Below are 18,908 nucleotides of genomic sequence, written 5' to 3' on the forward strand. Positions count from 1 at the left end.
GAGGGGAATTTACCATCGGCCTTTTTGTCAAACTAGGTTTTTTCAAATGATTGGAATTGGAAAAACGGTGGAGATCACATGAATCTGCTACTCATAGGTGTGTTATTAGCCCTCATGGCAATTGCATATCAAATCGGGCTGAGCAAAAGCCGTAACCTAGCAGGTAAGGGAAATAACTCAGTCACACTACATTCACGCCCTGGTTATTATGGCGCGTTAGTTGCTTTGTGGTGTGGTATTCCTGCTTTTTTAATTTTGATCACGTGGAACTTGATTGAACCGAGTATTTTACAACATATCATTCTCAATCATATTCCTACATCAGTGAGTGCTTCTTTAGATCCCGCTAGTCAGGATGTATTGATTCGTCGTGTTCAGGCAATTGCATCAGGTTTTGGTGTGACTGGCGAGCCTGTTGCTTATGAAGTTGCAGCAGCACAGCAACTGGCTAGATTTGAAGCGATCGGGACCTTTGCAAAAATAGCGGTGGTCATTAGTGTCGCGCTGGGTGGTTTGATTTGGGCCAAAAAACATATAAGTGAACAGTATCGCGCGCGTAATCAAGTAGAGCGTGCAATTAATGTCGCACTGATCTTATGTTCGGGTGTTGCCATCCTCACCACCATCGGTATCGTGATGTCGATGTTTGGAGAAGCACTCAACTTCTTTAAATTCGTAAGCCCTTTCGATTTCTTCTTTGGTACCGTATGGCAGCCTGGATTTAGTCAAGTTGGTCAAGTATCAGGCAGTTACGGACTATTACCATTATTGTGGGGAACACTAATGGTGAGTGCAATTGCACTCTTAGTTGCAGTACCTGTTGGCTTAATGATCGCGATTTATCTCGCCGAATATGCTTCTCCACGCTTACGTTCTTGGGCAAAACCAACCATTGAAGTCTTAGCGGGTATTCCTACCATTGTGTACGGTGTATTTGCGATGATGATTATTGGTCCATTTATTAAGATGGCAGGTGCAAGCGTTGGTCTTAATATTAATGCAACAAGTGCACTGACTGCAGGTTTGGTCATGGGGATCATGATTATCCCATTTGTGTCTTCTTTGTCGGATGACATTATTACTCAAGTGCCTCGTACCCTACGTGATGGTTCATTGGGGCTAGGAGCGACCAAATCAGAAACGATTCGTCGCGTGATTATTCCAGCAGCATTGCCAGGTATTATCGGTGCATTTCTATTAGCGGCTTCTCGTGCTATTGGCGAAACCATGATCGTGGTTCTGGCTGCAGGGAATAGCCCAGTTTTACATGCGAATCCATTTGAAGCGGTTTCTACGGTCACGATGACCATTGTTACTCAGTTAACAGGTGATTCAGATTTCTCTAGTCCGCAAGCTTTGGTAGCTTTTGCACTAGGCTTAACGTTGTTTGTTATTACTTTAGGTTTAAACATTGTCGCATTGTACATTGTGCGTAAATATCGTGAGCAATACGAATGAGTTCATCAAATACATCTTCTCCTGTGGATCAAAATGTATTTGATCCACAAGCGGCGCAAGAGTTACGTGCACAACGTAAAGAAAGAATCGAAAAATCGCTGGGCAAACGCCATCGTAAAGAAAAGGCATTTCGCTTCTTTGGATTTTCTGCTGTTGTGCTTGGTTTGGCCTTTGTCGCGCTGTTATTTACGAGTATTTTGGCAAAGGGTTTACCTGCATTTTGGCAAGCCAGTATGACCGTGCCTGTTTATTTTGATCCTGCCATTATTGACGTAGGACCAAAACCAAAACAGATTGCTGGCGAAGCACCAGTCGATTATCAAGAGCGCTATGTAGCGTGGCAGACTGAAATGGGAATGGTTGACTGGGATGCATTGATTATCAATGGACTAGTCGCAAAAGATCCGTCTTTAGCAGATAAACAAGATGATTTGAGCAGGTTATATACCAGCTCTGAGTCGTATCGTTTACGTGATATGGTTTTCGCAGATCCATCTTTGATCGGTAAAAAACAAGAGATTGAGATTCTTGCTGATGCCAATATTGATGTTTGGTTGGCAGGTAATATTGATCGTTCTTTGCCTGACGAGCAACAACAATTGAGCGCAGAAGTACGTCAGATTGCAGATGATCTAAAAGAAAAAGGGGTCATTTCGAGTACGTTTAACTTTAACCTATTTACCAACCCAGATTCTCGCAGCTCTTTGGCATCAAGTGGTTTAGCTGGTGCTTTCATGGGCTCGTTGTTTATGATGTTGATTGTGATCTTTATTTCGATCCCAATTGGCGTTGCTAGTGCGATTTATCTGGAAGAGTTTGCGAAACAAAACTGGTTAACGGATATTATTGAAGTCAATATTAATAACTTGGCTGCTGTACCTTCAATTGTTTTTGGTTTGTTGGGTGCTTCGATTTTTATCGGTTGGCTGCATTTACCGATTTCAGCGCCTTTGGTGGGTGGTTTAGTTCTGAGTTTGATGACATTACCTACGGTGATTATTACGACACGTGCATCATTAAAAGCAGTGCCACCTTCGATTCGTCAAGCGGCTTTGGGGCTCGGCGCATCTAGAGTACAAACGGTATTTCACCATGTTTTACCATTAGCTTTACCTGGGATTTTAACCGGTGCAATTATTGGGGTTGCGCAAGCATTAGGCGAAACTGCACCATTATTGCTTATTGGTATGAGTGCTTTCGTAGCAAGTGTACCAGCGTCACCATTAGATCAATCTACGGCATTACCAGTACAAATTTTCTTATGGCAGGGTAATGAGTTGCGTAATTTCTTTGAAGGGCGAACTGCGGCAGCAATTATTGTGTTGCTTGCATTAATGATCGGTTTAAACAGCCTTGCAATTTGGTTACGTAAGAAATTTGAAGTACGTTGGTAATCGGAGATAACATGATGAATACTATAGATACCACGAACTCCTTAGAAAAGGATAAATCAGTGAACCCACAGCAAACTCAATTTACATCATCTGAACAACCTGCACAGCAAAGTACAGCTTTTGTCGCGCAATTTGAAACATCTGCCCATACGAAAAAACTGCAACATGGCGATGTGAAAATCAGTACGCAAGATGTCCATGTTTATTATGGTGAAACTGAAGCGATCAAAGGTATCGATCTTGACATTTACCAGAATGAAGTGATCGCTTTTATTGGGCCATCTGGTTGCGGTAAATCAACGTTTCTACGTACTTTAAACCGTATGAACGATACGATTGATATCTGTCGCGTAACAGGTAAAGTCACTTTAGATCAACAAGATATTTATGATCCTAATCTTGATGTGGTGTTGTTGCGCGCACAAGTGGGGATGGTGTTCCAAAAGCCAAATCCTTTTCCAAAGTCAATTTTTGAAAACGTTGCATATGGGCCAAAACTTCATGGTCTAGCGCGTAATAAATATGATTTAGAAGAAATTGTAGAAAATAGTTTACGTAAAGCTGGTTTATGGGACGAAGTAAAAGATCGTTTAACTCAACCAGGTACGGGGTTGTCAGGTGGTCAGCAACAACGTTTGTGTATTGCGCGTACGATTGCAGTGAGTCCTGAAGTGATCTTGATGGATGAGCCGTGTTCTGCACTTGATCCGATTGCAACCGCTAAAATTGAAGAATTGATTTCTGAACTTTCAGAGCAATATACCATTGCTATCGTAACGCATTCGATGCAACAAGCTGCACGAGTTTCTGATCGTACAGCTTATTTCCATTTAGGCGATTTAATTGAAGTGAATTCAACTGAAAAAGTCTTTACTCAACCTGATCACCAATTGACAGAAGCTTATATTACGGGTCGTTTCGGTTAATTATTTATCCGCGTAAAACCTACTTAAAAGCATCCTTCGGGTTGGACCTCGTGTCTGGCTGGTTGGATGTTTTTTTGTTATATCGATGAAAATGAATCTATTTTGCAAAATCACTATTGAATTTTTATTGAACAGACCACATCTTAGAGCAATAAAGCCGAATCTAAAGAGCACTTATTTTATGTTATTCCATTTACCTAAATTTCCTGCTGAAATTCGTATCAGCCATTTAAATGCGCGTGTAAATGAACAACGAAAAAAGATTACGCAAACCACCGCATCTCGTTTGGAATTATTACAGCTTGTTCAACAACTTGCTAAAGAAGCAAAAGTTCGTAAAAAGAATGACCGAAAAATTTATGTACTCGACTTTAAAGGGGATATTCAAGCATCGGCAGTTGATTCGATTCGTGAAGAAATCACCTTGATATTGGCCACAGCCAAAGCAGGACATGATAGTGTTGTAGTACGACTAGAGAGTCCTGGTGGAATGGTACATGGCTATGGCTTGGCAGCTGCACAGTTGGTACGTTTACGTGATGCAGGCTTTCACGTCACTATTTGTGTGGATAAAGTTGCTGCAAGCGGTGGTTATATGATGGCATGTATTGCCAATGAAATTATCTCAGCACCATTTGCGGTGGTGGGTTCAATTGGCGTGGTTGCACAGGTGCCAAACTTCAATCGCTTGCTAAAACATAATAATGTTGATTTTGAGCTATATACCGCTGGGCAGTACAAGCGTACCGTTACTATGTTTGGTGAAAACACTGCTGAAGGCAAAGCCAAGTTTGAAGAAGAGTTACAGCAAACGCATGTTCTATTTAAGCACTTTATTGAAAAATATCGCCCGCAGTTGGATGTGGAAAAAGTTGCAACAGGTGAACATTGGTATGGTGAAGATGCGCGTGAATTAAATTTGGTCGATAAATTACAGACTTCTGATGAATATTTGCTGAGCTTACTGCCACAGCATGACGTCTATGTGATCAACACGCGTAAACGTCCAACTTTGGGTGAAAAACTTGGTCTACAAGCTGCACAAATGGCAGAGAGTTTGATTCCGACTGTAATGAACAAAATTACTGATAGTTTAGTTAAAGCGAACAGTACCTTGGTTCAAATGCGTGATCCTAAATTCTAATTAAATTTGGATGAGCCTCTTTCTACATAAAACCAGTCGACCTGACTGGTTTTTTTATTTTTAAATGACTTTTTTTAATTACATTTAGCTGTGGATTTGAACACATGGTCAGTTAAATAAACATGACAAAACTTTTTGTGAGCAATGATTGTTCTGATTGCAATCATTTGATATTTTAATTGCTAGATTAATAACTTAATTATTCATTAATCGACAAGTGTTTAAAAATATAATTGATCAGTGAGCATAATAATGACAAAGGTTGTGGTTTCTTCAAAGAAAAATTTAATGACGTTACAAGATACGCAAATGCAAGATGTGATTCTTAATCAACCTTCTATTGTTCAGATTGGTGTAACTCAAGCAGATATTAAATCCATAATGAAACAAGGTGATGACCTTATCATTACATTGAAGAATGGAGAAAAAATTGTCATTAGCGGTTTTTATAATGATGTAAATGTTACTGAAAATACGCTTGCACTCGTCAAACAGGATGGCACATATGAGATTGCGCAATTTGATGATTCAGGCAAATTTATTCGTTATGTGCCCACCACTCAATTATCTCATTTTGCATATACCGAAGCACCAGCACAATCCTCAATAGTACAAAGCGCAGCAGATGATTCGGGGATCAGCAAATCCCAATTGATGAAAGCAGGTCTAGTTGCTTTGGCTGCGGAAGGAGTTTATTTATGGGCAGTTAAAGATGATGATGACAAGGATAAAAATAATAATAAATCATCAGATATTACTCCTCCAGCAAAACCCACCGCTACTTTATCCAGCGATACCCAAACCATCACAGGAAAAACAGAAGCAAAGGCCAAGATTATCATTAGAGATCTGACTGGCAAAGTGATCGCTACTGGTCATGCCGATGATCAGGGGAGTTATACCATCAAGCTCGATCAACCTTTGGTCGATGGTAATAAGGTTAGCGTCGTAGCAGTAGATCAAGCAGGAAATATTTCTCAAGGTACAGTTGTCACAGGAACAAAAGATACAATTGCCCCCGAAGCACCCACTGCACAATTAAATGCAGATGGAACAATTGTGACTGGAAAAACCGAAGCCAACGCGAAAGTGTCTATATTTGATGCTGATGGAAATCTTTTAGGTACGGTGAAAGCCAATAAAGAGGGGATATATTCGATACAGGTTTCACCCCCATTAACCAGTGAAAATGGAGGAACGGTCGTAGCAGAGGATGCGGCTGGAAATAAGTCGGAACCTTCAAATGTGGTTGCGGGCAAAGATACGGTTGCACCTGAACAACCTTTGATTGAGGTGAATAAAGAAGGTACTTCTATCTACGGAAAAGCTGAGGCTAATGCTAATGTCATTATTAAAGATGCGAATGGGAATGTGATTGGAAGTGGTACGGTTGATGTACAAGGTAAATTTGAGGTGAATATTTCTCCTGCACTAGCTTCAGGCGAAAAAGGTTCAATTATTATTGAAGATGCGGCAGGAAACCAATCTAAGCCTGTGGAAATTAGCGCAGGAAAAGACACTATTGCACCTGATAAAGCCTCAGTACAAATCACCGCTGATGGAGACTCGATTTCTGGAACAGCTGAAGCTAATGCCAAAATAGAAATCAGAAGTGCGGATGGAAAAATTATCGGTACGGGTACAGTTGGAGCGGATGGGAAATTCACTATTGCTGTATCACCAGCTTTGACTGATAAAAATATCGGTAAGGTTTATGTGATTGATGCAGCAGAAAATCGTTCTGTTGAAACAAATGTTGTGGGAAATAAAGATACCATTGCGCCAACTAAGCCAATATTAGAAAAAGTTATAGATGATGTTGGAGATGTAAAAGGTGCAATTTCAGCAGGTGGCAGCACCGATGATGCTAGACCGACTTTATCTGGAAAAGGGGAAGCCAAAGCTGTTTTAACCATTTATGATAATGGTCAACCGATCGGGACAGCGACTGTCGGAAATGATGGAAAATGGACTTTCGAGTTAAGTAATGATCTCGCTTTGGGATCACATAAGATCACACTCACACAGACTGATGCTGCTGGGAATACCAGTGAGATGAGCGATTCTTTTAGTTTTACTGTGGTTGCTCCAATAACGGCCGATACAATTGCGTTTAGTGAAAATTTAGAAGCAGATCCAATTGAAGTTTTTTTAGTAGAGTCCATTGATTTAGCGGCTTTGGAAAGCGATTCGATAGTAACTTTTGATGAACCGCCAGAGCTTAAAAACATGCTAATAGATGATTTACTGCTCTCATCAGATTCTTCTGATCACCAAGTTGATGATGTACTCAATCAGTATGTAGTGACGGAATCAACTGCTGCGGTCACGACTCAAGCGGCATATTCAACACATGTTGAATATGCACAAGTAATGAAATCTGATCCTTTTGAACAGTTAGAAGTAGTGCAGCATTCAATCGTTTAATAAGCGGAATGGTATCAAGTCAAACTCTTATTTTCGGATAGGAGTTTTTCTTTATACAGTTGAATTGTTCCGATGAGAATTGCACCTACAGTAGCAAGAAACATATCTTTGTGCGCATCCCACATATCACCTTGTTGACCATTATAGTTCTCAGCATCTTCTGGTGATAAACCTATTGAAAGCCCCCATTCTAGTAGTTCATAAACCATACTGGACGCCATTACAAATTGTATGACCAATAAGAAAAGCGTAAACGGCGTTGCAGTAGGAAACCACACTTGAAAGCAGCGATAGAAAAAGGGGTAGAGCAATACCCCATAGGCAAAATGGACCAGCCGATCATACATATTGCGTGACCAACCCATAGTTTGGTCTAGATCGAAGTTAAATAGTTTTGCGATCCATTCGTTATAAGGAACATGTGAGTATAAATAATGTGCACCAATGATATGAATAAAAAGAAAGGATAAATATAAACAAAAACTGAGAAAACTGATGCCAATTTTTTTAATGCTAATGAATAGCGCAATCAGCATCAAAACTGTACCTGCCTGATGGAGCAGGTATGAATCAAATTCAAGTGGCTGAAAACTGGCAACAAGTGCAGCCAGCAGAAGTATAGCGAGTGCGATGTAATGCTTTAAACTCAATTGTTTCTCGATCATGCCATTTCCAAAATGTAGTCAGACACATTACATTCTTTTTAATCAATAGATTCTAATGTGTTGGGATGCTTTGTGGAGATACTCCGCCAAGTGCCTGACAAGCTTGTTTATATAATTGATATTTTTGTTCTATAACCTCATCCAAAGGAATATCAAAAAGATTTTCACCATTTTTATATTGGTCGATGTAAGTTGACACTTTTTCTTTATTTACTGCAAGGGTTTGTTGGTGAAAGTTGCTGATAGATGAGGTAGGAAGTTGGTTGGTTTCGATATTATTGCATTGAAAATTTAGCAAGAGTTTTTCGGCACGTTTTATTTCATTTGATTGTCCAAAGATACAACCAGTTAAGATTAAAGGTACAATAGACAATAAAAAAAGCTTCATGAGAGATAAGATAAAATTTAAGAGTTCGCATTATTGTATAAAAGATTGATTTTATATATTAATCTTTTATGTCTAACATGATAAAAATTATTTTAAACGCTATGCTATGTTGCTCTATGATCAATAAGATTTTTATGTAAATGATGCAAGGTTTTCTGATTGCGCTGTTGTTATTTGTATCTTGTCACTCTAATGCTGAAGATTATAATTTTTTTGCTGAGTCGAACGATGATGCTGAAGAAAAATTTGATTCTGCTTACCCACAGAGGCAGGCCGATTACTCCGTTTTGCATAATCAATTTTTTCAAGATGAACGTTGGCGTGTGTATAACTACACGGCGTATCAAACCAATCAGTTTAATCAAAAAATGTTAACAGGCGATACGACAAACTTGTCCTTGGACGATTTCTCAATTTCACTGGGTTATGGCATCGTTTATCAACTCAATCAAAGCAATCGGATCGGTTATGAATACTTATCCAGTTTCCCTTATGATCGTGGACAGTTGATTCGATTCTTTTGGTTGCGTATTTTTTAAGCTACTTTTTGATATAGCGCTGCTCTAACCATACCAGCTTTGGTTTCTTTAACTTTTTGCCATGAGGCTGGAAGTTTGAGTTGAGATAGATCTCGATCAGCTTCAACATAAATATAAGCTTTTTCTGCAATCAATGGATCAGCCAATTCAGCCAGTTCTTGCCATAGATCAAGACTATAAGGTGGATCGAGGAAGACCACATCAAATGATGACGTGCTTAATTTCTTTAAAGCCTGTTGTGCTGTTGATACGATTAATTGGCAGTTTTGGGCTTTTAACAGTTGGATATTTTCTTTTAAAAAATTGGCTTGAGTTGTATTCGGTTCGATCATGACCACCTTTGCGGCGCCACGTGACAGGGCTTCAAAGGCAAGTGCGCCTGATCCTGTGCATAAATCCAAGACCTGTGTATTTTGAATATCCCACATCAGCCAGTTGAATAAAGTTTCGCGAACCCGATCGGGTGTAGGTCGTAAACCTTCAATATTGGCAAAGGGGAGTGTTCGGCGTTTCCATTCTCCACCAATAATACGCAATTGATTTTTCATTATTCAGTTGCTCCTTCACTTGCTTGAGCAGGAGTTGTTGTCGCTGGGGTATTATTGGTAGAAATGGCAGCATTGGTATTTTGTGTGGCTTCAGTTGTTCCATTACCACTTGGTAATTCACCTGGTTTAATACCAGCGGTCATGAGACCACCACTGACTTGATGGCGAGCTGGGCGCAATGGATCATTTTTACGTTTTACCAGCCAATAATCGAAGATTGGACGAGCAATTTGTGTTGCTGCACCGCCACTTCGACCATTTTCCCAAACTACAGCAATCGCAATTTCAGGATTTTCAGCAGGTGCAAAACCAACAAATAGACCATGATCGCGCTGGCGTTCAGAAAGTGCCGCTTCATTGTAACGCTTGCCTTGCGCAATACTTTTAACTTGGGCTGTCCCTGTTTTACCTGCAATGGAATATTGTAGACCGCTTTTGATGCCTCGACCTGTACCTGATTGAATGACATCGACCATTGCCTCACGCATTTTGATCCAATCATCGAGTGTTCCATTAAACTTAATTTGCCCATTTGGTGCATTGTGGACATCATATTTTTTGGTACCTTTGGTTTCACGTAATACGTGAGGAGTTACGTGTGCACCTTGATTGGCGGTAATTGCGGTTGCCATTGCTAACTGTAAAGGTGTTGAGGTAAAAGCACCTTGTCCGATACTCACTGAAATCGTCTCACCTTTTAGCCATTTGGCATTTCGGGTACGCATTTTCCATGCAGGACTAGGGTATAAACCTGTACTTTCACTCGGCAAATCAATTCCTGTTTTTTCACCAAAACCGAATTGACGCATCCACTCATTCATTTTTTCAATGCCCATGCGATAAGACAGTACATAAAAATAGGTATCGCATGAAACAATTTGTGCTTTGTGCATATTGACGAGACCATGACCACTCTTTTTGTGGTCACGGAAGCGGTGACTATCTCCCGGTAGTGAGAAATAACCTGGATCGGAAATCGCTGTATTCCAATCCACTAATCCATAATGGATCCCCCCTAAACCGAACATCGGTTTAATGGTTGATCCTGGGGGATATACCCCTTGAACTGCACGGTTAAAGAGGGGTTGATCTAGATTGTCACGCAGCTCGCCATAATCTTTGTAACTAATTCCAGTTACGAATAAATTAGGGTTAAAGCTGGGACTAGATACCAGTGCTAAAATTTCACCTGTACGCGGGTCCATTGCCACAATCGCACCACGACGTCCTGCAAGTTGCTCAGACGCAATGGTTTGTAAACCATAGTCTAGTGATAAATATAAATCATTACCGCGAGTGGGGTCTTTACGCCCTAGATTGCGCAGCACATTGCCGTGAGCATCAGCTTCAACTGACTCGTAACCGGGCATGCCATGTAACAGTTCTTCATAACTTTTTTCCACCCCTATTTTGCCAATGAGGTTGGTACCAGCATATAAATCTTTATCAATCGCTTTGAGTTCTTTATCGTTAATACGCCCCACATAGCCAATTACATGCGCAAACAACTCGCCAAATGGATAATAGCGGGTCATTTGTGTTTCTATTTTTACGCCTGGAAATGCATATTTGACTTCACTAAATTTGGCAATATCTACTTCTGTCAGATTTAGTTTAATGGTGATTCGCTCAGTCTTACGTGCTGTTTTTACACGGCTTTTAAATCGGTCAACGTCTTCTTGTGTGAGGTTTAGGATTGGAACTAAGCGCTCAATGCTATCGTCAATATCGGTGACATCAGCACGACTGAGCGTGGCTGTAAATACAGGATAATTGTCTGCTAACAGGATACCATTGCGGTCATAAATATAACCGCGAGCAGGCGGCAGTGGCTGCAAGCGAATTCTGTTCTTATCTGATGCCGTTGTAAAATCATCGTAATGAACAATCTGTAAATATGCATAACGACAAATCAGTAAAAGTAAAAAAGTCGCAACCAGAAACATTGCAAACAAAATTCGACCCTTATAAATGCGCTTTTCTTGTTGCATGTTTTTTAAAAGAAAGTGCTGTTTCATAGGGTGTCGGCTTAATTATACGATTGAGGGGTGGATTGGCTAAACATTTTAACGTAAGTTGCATGATCTTACTGTAGAATTTTCAACACTTCATGCAAATGATGACGCGACAGTTTTTGACTTTGCAGACATTAAAATTGTACGGTCTTGTATATTAGAAGCAAAATAATTCTGTTAAAGTCACAAACTGTTTGAAATGGAAAGACCAATATACACTCTTAGGGAAAATGGAGAAAATAATGAGAAAAATTTATCTTTTACTCGCGGTTTTAGCATCAAATGGTTTAGCGCATGCTGGAGAGAAAGCATATCTTCCCGAAGCAAAATTGACAGGGGCAAATGTTTCAACGTGGAACGTTGGGGCTGGTTTTACCAAAAAATTATTACATGCCAATCTTGAGTGGGTAAATCCTTATGGGATCGCCTATGCCAAAGCGGGTGTTTTTTTAAATGATGAAAATCCAGCAGGGGGACAAGTCGGATTTCGCTATCCGTATCATCTTACTGGCACAGATAAAAATGGTTATTACATCGGTGCATATGCCGGCCATATAGAAAGTAAACAAATTGATGGTGAAGAAAAAGCGCGTTTAGGCGCGGGTGTAGATCTTGCGTTCGTGTGGCTAAATTCAGAACGCATCAGTACCTTTAGTGTGGGAATTGGAGCGGGTGAAAAACTCAAAAATGATCGTGGAAACGTGATTGAGAAAACTGAACCAACGCTGCAATTTTCATATTCGTTAAGTTTTGGTTTATAGGGGTGAGCGCACTGTTCATTTTATATAGCCATCATGTATCAATAATTCTGAGAGTCATGCATGTTTGATTACGTCAATGAATTGTGGCAGATTTTTTTAGCACGTCCAGATTTTTGGGCAGTCCTCAGTATTATACCTGTAACTGCTTTTGTGACTTGGGCACATGTGTGGATGGCTTTAAAAATGGTGTTCTACCCAATTAATTTTTGGGGATTTCACTTAGGGCCATTGCCAGTCGGATGGCAAGGAATCGTGCCACGCAAAGCGGGGCGTATTTCAGGCATTATTACCGATAATACCCTGTCTAAATTGGGATCATTGCGCGAGTTTTTAGAAGCAATGGATCCTGAAGACATGGCGATGATCATTGGTGAGCAAGTTGGTTTTGAGCTTGAACATCTGATTGATGAAGTCATGATTGATCGCAATGCTGTGTTATGGGAAAACTTACCTTATTCCATTAAACGCCGTATTTATGCACAGGCACATAAGCAATTACCAACCACCTTGAGAGAGCTTGTCACTGAGTTGACTTTGAATGTTGAGTCATTGGTTGATATGCGCGAAATGGTGGTTAGCCAGATGGAAGGTGATCGCCGTTTAATGGTGCGCATGTTCCTCAAGGTTGGACAAAAAGAAATTAACTTTATTTGGCATATTAGTGCACTCATCGGGATGTTCTTCGGTATCTTCCAGATGATTGTATGGTTCGTAGTGCCTTGGCATTGGACAGTGCCATTTTGGGCTGCGATATGGGGTTTCTTAACCAACTGGATCGCAATTTGGATGGTATTCAATCCAATTCAACCGCATCCTGTTCGTTATCCACAGTTTTTCCGTTTGACCAAAGACCGCAAATTCCCTTGGGTTGTGCCAGTCCTTAAGATTGGGACTTATAATGTTCAAGGTGCATTTATGAAGCGTCAGGAAGAAGTTTCTGATGTATTTGCGAGTGTAGTGACTGAAGATTTGATTACCTTGAAGTCAATTATGACCGAAATGATGTATGGCAGTAAGAAAGATAAAACACGCCGTATTGTTAAACGTCATATCAATGAAATCATGGAAACCCCATTGGTACGCACCTCGTTGCAGTTATCTTTAGGTCCTAGGGAGTATGCTAGACTAAAGACCGACTTGATTGATCGTTCAATTGAAATTACCATGGGTCCAGTATGTGATCCAGCCTTGAATGCAAGCCGTGCGCAGAAAATCTTTCATATGTTTAGAGAGCGTATCCGTGAACTAACACCGAAAGAGTTCCAGAACTTATTACGTCCTGCATTCCAAGAAGATGAATGGATTTTAATTGTACTGGGTGGGGTAACTGGTTTCTTAGCTGGTTTAATTCACTTATTTGTTGCTTTCTTATAATTAATTTGATGTTGGTTGAGTGATAACTCTGTATGATATTGCTCAATTTAAAATTTATTGTTTTTAGATGAGGATGTTCTTTATGCGCATTATTTTACTCGGACCACCTGGGGCAGGCAAAGGTACTCAAGCTCAGTTGATCTGTAAGCGCTACAATATCCCACAAATTTCAACCGGTGATATGCTCCGTGCTGCAATTCGTGAAGGTACTGAACTTGGCTTAAAAGCGAAAAGCGTGATGGAGTCAGGTGGCTTAGTATCTGACGAGCTGATTATTGGCTTGGTTAAAGAACGTATTGCTCAGCCTGACTGTGAAAATGGTTGTATTTTTGACGGTTTCCCACGTACGATCCCACAAGCTGAAGCATTAGAATCAGCGGGTATCAGTATTGATCATGTGATTGAAATTGATGTACCAGATGAAGAGATTGTTCAGCGTCTTTCAGGTCGTCGTCAGCACCCAGCTTCTGGTCGTGTCTATCACATTGTTTACAATCCACCAAAAGTGGAAGGTAAAGATGATGAAACAGGTGAAGAGTTGGTACAGCGTCCTGATGATCAAGAAGCTACGATTCGTAAGCGTCTAACGTCTTATCACACCGAAACTGAACAATTGGTTGGTTTCTACCAAGGCCGTGCAGCTTCTGGTGAGAACGCACCAACTTACAATAAGTTAGATGGTTTACGTGCGATTGAAAATGTGCAAACAGATTTATTTGCGATCCTAGATAAATAATTTGGATTGCTAATTGAAAAGAGCTCTGAATATAGGGCTCTTTTTATTTTGGAGAAAAAATGCTAAAAATTGTCTTGATCGCCGCTGTTATTTTAAGTTTTGCATTATTGTTATTCTTACTTTACCAAAGTCAAAAAATGCTGCGCCATGTGCAAGCGCAACAAGCTTTGGAAAATAAGAAAAATGGCAAAGAACGTCAGTTACATCCTGAATTGCAAAAGAACAAGAATAAAGAGACTCAGGATTAAGTGAGATTTTTGATTGGAATTGCTTTGGCAGCGCCAAATTCAAAACGCTCAGGCCAGTTGCATACATCAGAAACGATACACTCATTACACTTGGGTTTACGTGCAATACAGCAATAACGACCATGTAAAATTAACCAATGATGAGCGTCTAAAATAAATTCTTTTGGAATGACTTTAACTAAGCGATGCTCTACCTCTAAAACATTCTTGCCAATGGCTAAACCTGTGCGATTACCGACACGAAAAATATGGGTATCTACCGCCATTGCAGGTTGTCCAAAAGCCGTATTTAACACCACATTCGCTGTTTTTCGACCTACACCGGGCAAAGCTTCGAGCGCTTGGCGTGTTTCAGGCACTTGACCTTGATGTTGTTCCAGCAAAATACCACAAGTTTTGATGACATTTTCAGCTTTAGAGTTATATAAGCCAATGGTTTTTATATAGGTTTTTAAACCGTCTACACCGAGGTTGAAAATGGCTTGAGCAGTATTCGCAATCGGATAAAGTTTGTCGGTGGCTTTATTTACACTGACATCGGTGGCTTGTGCTGAAAGCATGACCGCAATTAATAACTCAAATGGTGATGAATAATTGAGTTCCGTTTCAGGGTTTGGTCGCTGTTCACGTAAACGCTCAAAAAAGGTTTGAATCTGCTTTTTGGTCATATTTTTAACGGGCATTTAGATTTCCTGTAGCTCGTTTAAACGTTGTTGAAGTGCAATGAGCTGGGCTTGTTTTTGTTCATCTGGACGGACACTGAGTTGCTTTTCTAACTTCTTAATTTGAGTGCGAGTTTTAGCAAGTTCAATGGTTGTTTTGGCATCCAGAACAGGATTTTCTTTAGGTTTGTCTGCTAAGGTAATCGTCGGAATATTATTTGAGGCTTGTGAAAATTGAGCAAAGAACTCAATATCAATTTCTGCACGTACGATAGGCCCTTTACGACTGACACGACGTTTTTCTTCACGTTGAATATGTGCGTAATAACGTTGTCTTAATTGGTTTTGTTCTAACGTTCGTTGTTCTGCTGTAGGAATAGGTTCTGGGTCTGCAACCAAATCTATGCAATCGACAGGACAAGGAGGAATACACAATTCACACCCTGTACACAGGTCAGTCAAAATACTATGCATCAGTTTACCACTACCGATGATGGCATCAACAGGACACGCACTGATACATTTGGTACAACCTATACATTCATCTTCTCGAATGATTGCTTTCATTCTTTGCGGTCGCCCATCTGTCTGTATATCCCAAACACTTGGCTCGGCAGTGAGATGAGGACGTTGTAGCAATATTGCTAGCGCGTCGGCAACAGGTTGTCCACCCGGAACACACTTATTGGCTGCTTCACCTTCTGCAATCGACTTGGCATAAGGCAAACATCCATCACGATGCCCACATAAACCGCACTGAGTTTGTGGTAAAAGTTGGTCAATTTGAACAATAAGAGATCGTTGTGCAGATAGCGACATGGAAAAGGTGTAGCGGAAAACAGGACAGGTAGTATAGCAAATAATAGTTTAGCGCGACGAGTCATCGGTGCATTGGATTTCACATTGGGTAAAGTGATCGTTTCAAAAGTTTGACATTAAAAACATAGACTAACTTGTATGTTTATTATAGAATCGGGCAGATTTTAGTAAATATTTTATAAAAATGTTGAACAACATATTCCAAGCATTGTCGCAATTAGGCTTAACCGCACAGAAACGCGCGATACATATTCAATTTGCCAACTCTGCCTTAAACACAGCAGTATTCCTACAAAAAATACAAGGGCAACATCAACTCAATACTGGCATGACAGCAGAACTGATCTGCCTATCAACCAATGCCACCATCCCATTAAAACAATTCATTGGCTCTCAGGTCGCCGTCGATCAAGTGACTGACACAGGCACATTATTTAGAACTACAGGCATCATCACTGAGGCCGTACAAGGGCAGTCTGATGGAAGTTTGACCCTATATAAACTCAAACTGCAAGACCCTACTGCACTTTGGCATAAACGCCGTAACAGCCGCGTGTTTATGAATAAAACCGTACTGGATATTGTTCAAACCCTTTTCAGAGAATGGCAACAACGCAGTCCCTTATTCGCATCCAGTCTTACGCTTGATATTAGCGGCGTGACACAAGACTACGATGTCCGACCCTTTGTGATGCAAGCCAATGAAAGCGACTATGATTTCATTACACGACTGCTCAGAAGCGAAGGCATTAACTGGCTGATCGATGAAGCCCAACACAACGTTGCCAACAGCAACAGCCCGATCCAAGCCCAAAAACTCCGCTTGATCGATGACAACAACCAATACCAAGCCTTAAATCGAAGAACGATTCGCTACCACCGTAGCAGTGCCACCGAACAATACGACAGCATGACCAGCCTCATTGCGGAACGCTCTCTACAACCGACCGCAGTGCATATCCAACGCTGGCAAGCTGATGCCTTAGAACAAGAAGACGGTGCAGGCAGCGTCCAAAGCAAACATCGGCATAGCGAACAACACGACAATACCAGCTTGGGACTCGAAGATGCATGGCACTTCACCCCAGCATGGATGCAAGACCTCAAAGGCGAAGATGGCGCAACTGCATCAGGCAACAACCAAATTGAAAAACTCAACCAAAACCTCGGCCACTACCACGATGCCCAAGCCAAACAATTTATTGCCCATAGCACCGTACGCGATAGCCAAGTGGGCTACTGGTTTAAACTGAATGAACACCCAGAGATCGATCAACACAGCGGATCAGACCAAGAATTTCTGATCATTGCTAAAAACTACTACAACCAAAACAACCTACCCAAAGACTTAAACCAACAAATCCAAAGCTTAATTGACCAAAGTCAGTGGCAAAATAACAGTACCAACTCAGCAGAACGCCAAGCCAACCAACTGACGCTACAACGTCGAACCATCAAAACAGTACCCGAATACCAGCCACTACAACACCGCCCAGCAGCCCATCCACAACGCGCCAAAGTGGTCGGACCCGCAGGTAAAGAAATCCATGTCGATGAATGGGGCAGAATCAAAGTCCGCTTTCTGTTCACCCGAAATGACGACCATAGCCACGATGGTGGCGCAGGCAGTAACGACAACGATACTGATTCAGCATGGGTGGATGTCCTGACGCCATGGGCAGGCGAAGGCTACGGCGCACGCTTCCTGCCACGTATCGGTGAAATCGTGGTGATTGACTTCTTTGACGGCAACATCGACCGACCCTATGTCACAGGACGACTGCACGAAGCACAACGCAGTCCGACCAAATTTGATGACCAAGGACAACTGCCAGATACCAAGAAACTCGCAGGGATTAAATCCAAAGAAGTCCAAGGCACAGGTTACAACCAACTCCGCTTTGACGACACCACAGGACAGATCAGCGCACAACTACAAAGCAGCCATGCAGCCAGCCAACTCAATCTCGGTAAACTCAGCCATCCCAAATCAGAAGCAGAAAGCGAAGACCGAGGCGAAGGCTTTGAACTACGCACTGACCAATGGGGCGCGATCCGAGCAGGCGAAGGTTTACTTATCACCACCCATGCACAACAACAAGCACAAGGTGAACACCTCGAAGCGCAAACAGCCAAACAACAACTGGAAGGCAACCAAAACAATGCCAAAGCCCTCAGTGAAGTGGCGAAGAATCAACAAACGGATGAATTAGAATCGGTAGAGCAATTACAAGCTTTTGCGGAGCAAATTCAAGAGAAAATTTCTCGTTTCGAACAAGCGATGCTATTGCTGAGTTCTCCAAATGGCATTGGACTCAGCACCGCAGAAGATATACACCTTTCTGCGGATGGACAACTAAACCAATTTGCAGGGGACAGTATTAACCTGACCACGCAAAAGAATTTAATCGCCCAAGCCAGTCAAAAGATCAGTCTATTTGCAGCACAAGGTGGAATTAAGCAAGTTGCAGCAAAAGGTAAGTTTGAGATACAGGCACAAGGTGATGCTGCTGACTTCATTGCCCGTAAAGATATACAGGTGATCTCAACTGAAGGGCGTATTGAGATTACTTCTCCAAAGAAAATTATTATTACTGCAGGTGGATCACAAATTGAAATCAGTAGTGATGGAATTTTCCCAACGATGGGTGGCAAGTTCGAGGTGAAAGCTGGGCAGCATTTGTTTAAGAGCGGGGCATCTGTCAGTACGCCTGCGATTGATTTACCAGATTGTTCTGCGAAGCAAACTCAAGCTGCTCAAAATGGTTCTGCCAAGGTGGATTTATCGTGATTGTTTCTCCTTT

17 protein-coding genes are annotated in these 18,908 nt (G+C 41.3%); 11 read left to right on the top strand and 6 right to left on the bottom strand.

Annotated features, from left to right (window positions below; all coding sequences use genetic code 11):
* Positions 1–78 precede the first annotated feature (78 nt).
* The 5 genes from pstC to blp2 all read left to right on the top strand — a co-directional run bounded on the left by pstC (position 79) and on the right by blp2 (position 7,349).
* The gene (gene pstC / locus EAH57_RS07670; protein WP_121929546.1) at positions 79–1,458 is read left to right on the top strand and encodes a phosphate ABC transporter permease subunit PstC; all 1,380 of its coding nucleotides are present in this window, start codon (positions 79–81) and stop codon (positions 1,456–1,458) included.
* Complete coding sequence (gene pstA / locus EAH57_RS07675; protein ID WP_121929547.1) at positions 1,455–2,852, top strand: phosphate ABC transporter permease PstA; 1,398 nt, start codon at positions 1,455–1,457, stop codon at positions 2,850–2,852. The genes pstC and pstA overlap by 4 nt, the downstream gene beginning before the upstream one ends.
* Positions 2,853–2,866: 14 nt before the next feature.
* On the top strand, positions 2,867–3,778 hold the full coding sequence (gene pstB / locus EAH57_RS07680) for a phosphate ABC transporter ATP-binding protein PstB (RefSeq protein WP_121929548.1): 912 nt from the start codon (positions 2,867–2,869) through the stop codon (positions 3,776–3,778).
* Between the two features lie 181 nt (positions 3,779–3,959).
* Positions 3,960–4,922: a protease SohB gene (gene sohB / locus EAH57_RS07685; protein ID WP_121929549.1), complete on the top strand. Its 963-nt coding sequence runs from the start codon at positions 3,960–3,962 to the stop codon at positions 4,920–4,922.
* 252 nt (positions 4,923–5,174) lie between these two features.
* Positions 5,175–7,349, top strand: coding sequence for an Ig-like repeat protein Blp2 (blp2, locus tag EAH57_RS07690; protein WP_121929550.1), 2,175 nt, complete (start codon positions 5,175–5,177; stop codon positions 7,347–7,349).
* Positions 7,350–7,363: 14 nt separating this feature from the next.
* Here the strand turns inward: blp2 and EAH57_RS07695 are convergent, their stop codons facing one another.
* Positions 7,364–8,014: a DUF2238 domain-containing protein gene (locus tag EAH57_RS07695; protein ID WP_121929551.1), complete on the bottom strand. Its 651-nt coding sequence runs from the start codon at positions 8,012–8,014 to the stop codon at positions 7,364–7,366.
* A 52-nt stretch (positions 8,015–8,066) separates the two neighbouring features.
* The gene (locus EAH57_RS07700; protein WP_121929552.1) at positions 8,067–8,402 is read right to left on the bottom strand and encodes a hypothetical protein; all 336 of its coding nucleotides are present in this window, start codon (positions 8,400–8,402) and stop codon (positions 8,067–8,069) included.
* 143 nt (positions 8,403–8,545) lie between these two features.
* Here EAH57_RS07700 and EAH57_RS07705 point away from each other — a divergent pair, with 143 nt between their 5' ends.
* On the top strand, positions 8,546–8,941 hold the full coding sequence (locus EAH57_RS07705) for a hypothetical protein (RefSeq protein WP_121929697.1): 396 nt from the start codon (positions 8,546–8,548) through the stop codon (positions 8,939–8,941).
* Here EAH57_RS07705 and rsmD read toward each other — a convergent pair.
* Positions 8,938–9,489 (bottom strand): 16S rRNA (guanine(966)-N(2))-methyltransferase RsmD, encoded by a 552-nt coding sequence (gene rsmD / locus EAH57_RS07710; RefSeq protein WP_121929553.1) that lies wholly within the window; start codon positions 9,487–9,489, stop codon positions 8,938–8,940. The two genes, EAH57_RS07705 and rsmD, sit on opposite strands and share 4 nt — an antisense overlap.
* Positions 9,489–11,507, bottom strand: a complete 2,019-nt coding sequence (gene mrdA, locus EAH57_RS07715; RefSeq protein ID WP_121929554.1) for a penicillin-binding protein 2 — start codon at positions 11,505–11,507, stop codon at positions 9,489–9,491. Before mrdA ends, rsmD begins: the two co-directional genes overlap by 1 nt.
* A gap of 239 nt (positions 11,508–11,746) precedes the next feature.
* On the opposite strand from mrdA, the gene EAH57_RS07720 reads away from it, so the two are divergent.
* From EAH57_RS07720 to EAH57_RS07735, 4 genes are all read left to right on the top strand, one after another.
* Positions 11,747–12,265: a hypothetical protein gene (locus tag EAH57_RS07720; protein ID WP_121929555.1), complete on the top strand. Its 519-nt coding sequence runs from the start codon at positions 11,747–11,749 to the stop codon at positions 12,263–12,265.
* Between the two features lie 60 nt (positions 12,266–12,325).
* On the top strand, positions 12,326–13,639 hold the full coding sequence (locus EAH57_RS07725; RefSeq protein WP_004670459.1) for a hypothetical protein: 1,314 nt from the start codon (positions 12,326–12,328) through the stop codon (positions 13,637–13,639).
* 82 nt (positions 13,640–13,721) lie between these two features.
* Positions 13,722–14,375, top strand: a complete 654-nt coding sequence (gene adk, locus EAH57_RS07730; RefSeq protein ID WP_004670460.1) for an adenylate kinase — start codon at positions 13,722–13,724, stop codon at positions 14,373–14,375.
* Positions 14,376–14,434: 59 nt separating this feature from the next.
* A complete protein-coding gene (locus EAH57_RS07735; RefSeq protein WP_004670461.1) occupies positions 14,435–14,623 on the top strand; it encodes a hypothetical protein in 189 nt (62 codons plus the stop codon).
* Here EAH57_RS07735 and nth read toward each other — a convergent pair.
* Complete coding sequence (gene nth / locus EAH57_RS07740) at positions 14,620–15,306, bottom strand: endonuclease III (protein WP_121929556.1); 687 nt, start codon at positions 15,304–15,306, stop codon at positions 14,620–14,622. The genes EAH57_RS07735 and nth overlap by 4 nt on opposite strands.
* Positions 15,307–16,146 (bottom strand): RnfABCDGE type electron transport complex subunit B, encoded by an 840-nt coding sequence (locus tag EAH57_RS07745; RefSeq protein WP_265936493.1) that lies wholly within the window; start codon positions 16,144–16,146, stop codon positions 15,307–15,309. It abuts the gene before it with no gap.
* 142 nt (positions 16,147–16,288) lie between these two features.
* Here EAH57_RS07745 and EAH57_RS07750 point away from each other — a divergent pair, with 142 nt between their 5' ends.
* The gene (locus EAH57_RS07750) at positions 16,289–18,895 is read left to right on the top strand and encodes a type VI secretion system Vgr family protein (RefSeq protein ID WP_121929558.1); all 2,607 of its coding nucleotides are present in this window, start codon (positions 16,289–16,291) and stop codon (positions 18,893–18,895) included.
* Positions 18,896–18,908 lie beyond the last annotated feature (13 nt).

The organism is Acinetobacter sp. 2JN-4 (assembly GCF_003687745.1).
Classification (GTDB): Bacteria; Pseudomonadota; Gammaproteobacteria; order Pseudomonadales; family Moraxellaceae; genus Acinetobacter; species Acinetobacter halotolerans.

What these genes read in the sequence shown, in the direction of transcription:
- pstC (WP_121929546.1), top strand. Translation starts at nt 79, where the DNA reads ATGAATCTGCTACTCATAGGTGTGTTATTAGCCCTCATGGCAATTGCA.
- pstA (WP_121929547.1), top strand. Translation starts at nt 1,455, where the DNA reads ATGAGTTCATCAAATACATCTTCTCCTGTGGATCAAAATGTATTTGAT.
- pstB (WP_121929548.1), top strand. Translation starts at nt 2,867, where the DNA reads ATGAATACTATAGATACCACGAACTCCTTAGAAAAGGATAAATCAGTG.
- sohB (WP_121929549.1), top strand. Translation starts at nt 3,960, where the DNA reads ATGTTATTCCATTTACCTAAATTTCCTGCTGAAATTCGTATCAGCCAT.
- blp2 (WP_121929550.1), top strand. Translation starts at nt 5,175, where the DNA reads ATGACAAAGGTTGTGGTTTCTTCAAAGAAAAATTTAATGACGTTACAA.
- EAH57_RS07695 (WP_121929551.1), bottom strand. Translation starts at nt 8,014, where the DNA reads ATGATCGAGAAACAATTGAGTTTAAAGCATTACATCGCACTCGCTATA.
- EAH57_RS07700 (WP_121929552.1), bottom strand. Translation starts at nt 8,402, where the DNA reads ATGAAGCTTTTTTTATTGTCTATTGTACCTTTAATCTTAACTGGTTGT.
- EAH57_RS07705 (WP_121929697.1), top strand. Translation starts at nt 8,546, where the DNA reads ATGCAAGGTTTTCTGATTGCGCTGTTGTTATTTGTATCTTGTCACTCT.
- rsmD (WP_121929553.1), bottom strand. Translation starts at nt 9,489, where the DNA reads ATGAAAAATCAATTGCGTATTATTGGTGGAGAATGGAAACGCCGAACA.
- mrdA (WP_121929554.1), bottom strand. Translation starts at nt 11,507, where the DNA reads ATGAAACAGCACTTTCTTTTAAAAAACATGCAACAAGAAAAGCGCATT.
- EAH57_RS07720 (WP_121929555.1), top strand. Translation starts at nt 11,747, where the DNA reads ATGAGAAAAATTTATCTTTTACTCGCGGTTTTAGCATCAAATGGTTTA.
- EAH57_RS07725 (WP_004670459.1), top strand. Translation starts at nt 12,326, where the DNA reads ATGTTTGATTACGTCAATGAATTGTGGCAGATTTTTTTAGCACGTCCA.
- adk (WP_004670460.1), top strand. Translation starts at nt 13,722, where the DNA reads ATGCGCATTATTTTACTCGGACCACCTGGGGCAGGCAAAGGTACTCAA.
- EAH57_RS07735 (WP_004670461.1), top strand. Translation starts at nt 14,435, where the DNA reads ATGCTAAAAATTGTCTTGATCGCCGCTGTTATTTTAAGTTTTGCATTA.
- nth (WP_121929556.1), bottom strand. Translation starts at nt 15,306, where the DNA reads ATGCCCGTTAAAAATATGACCAAAAAGCAGATTCAAACCTTTTTTGAG.
- EAH57_RS07750 (WP_121929558.1), top strand. Translation starts at nt 16,289, where the DNA reads ATGTTGAACAACATATTCCAAGCATTGTCGCAATTAGGCTTAACCGCA.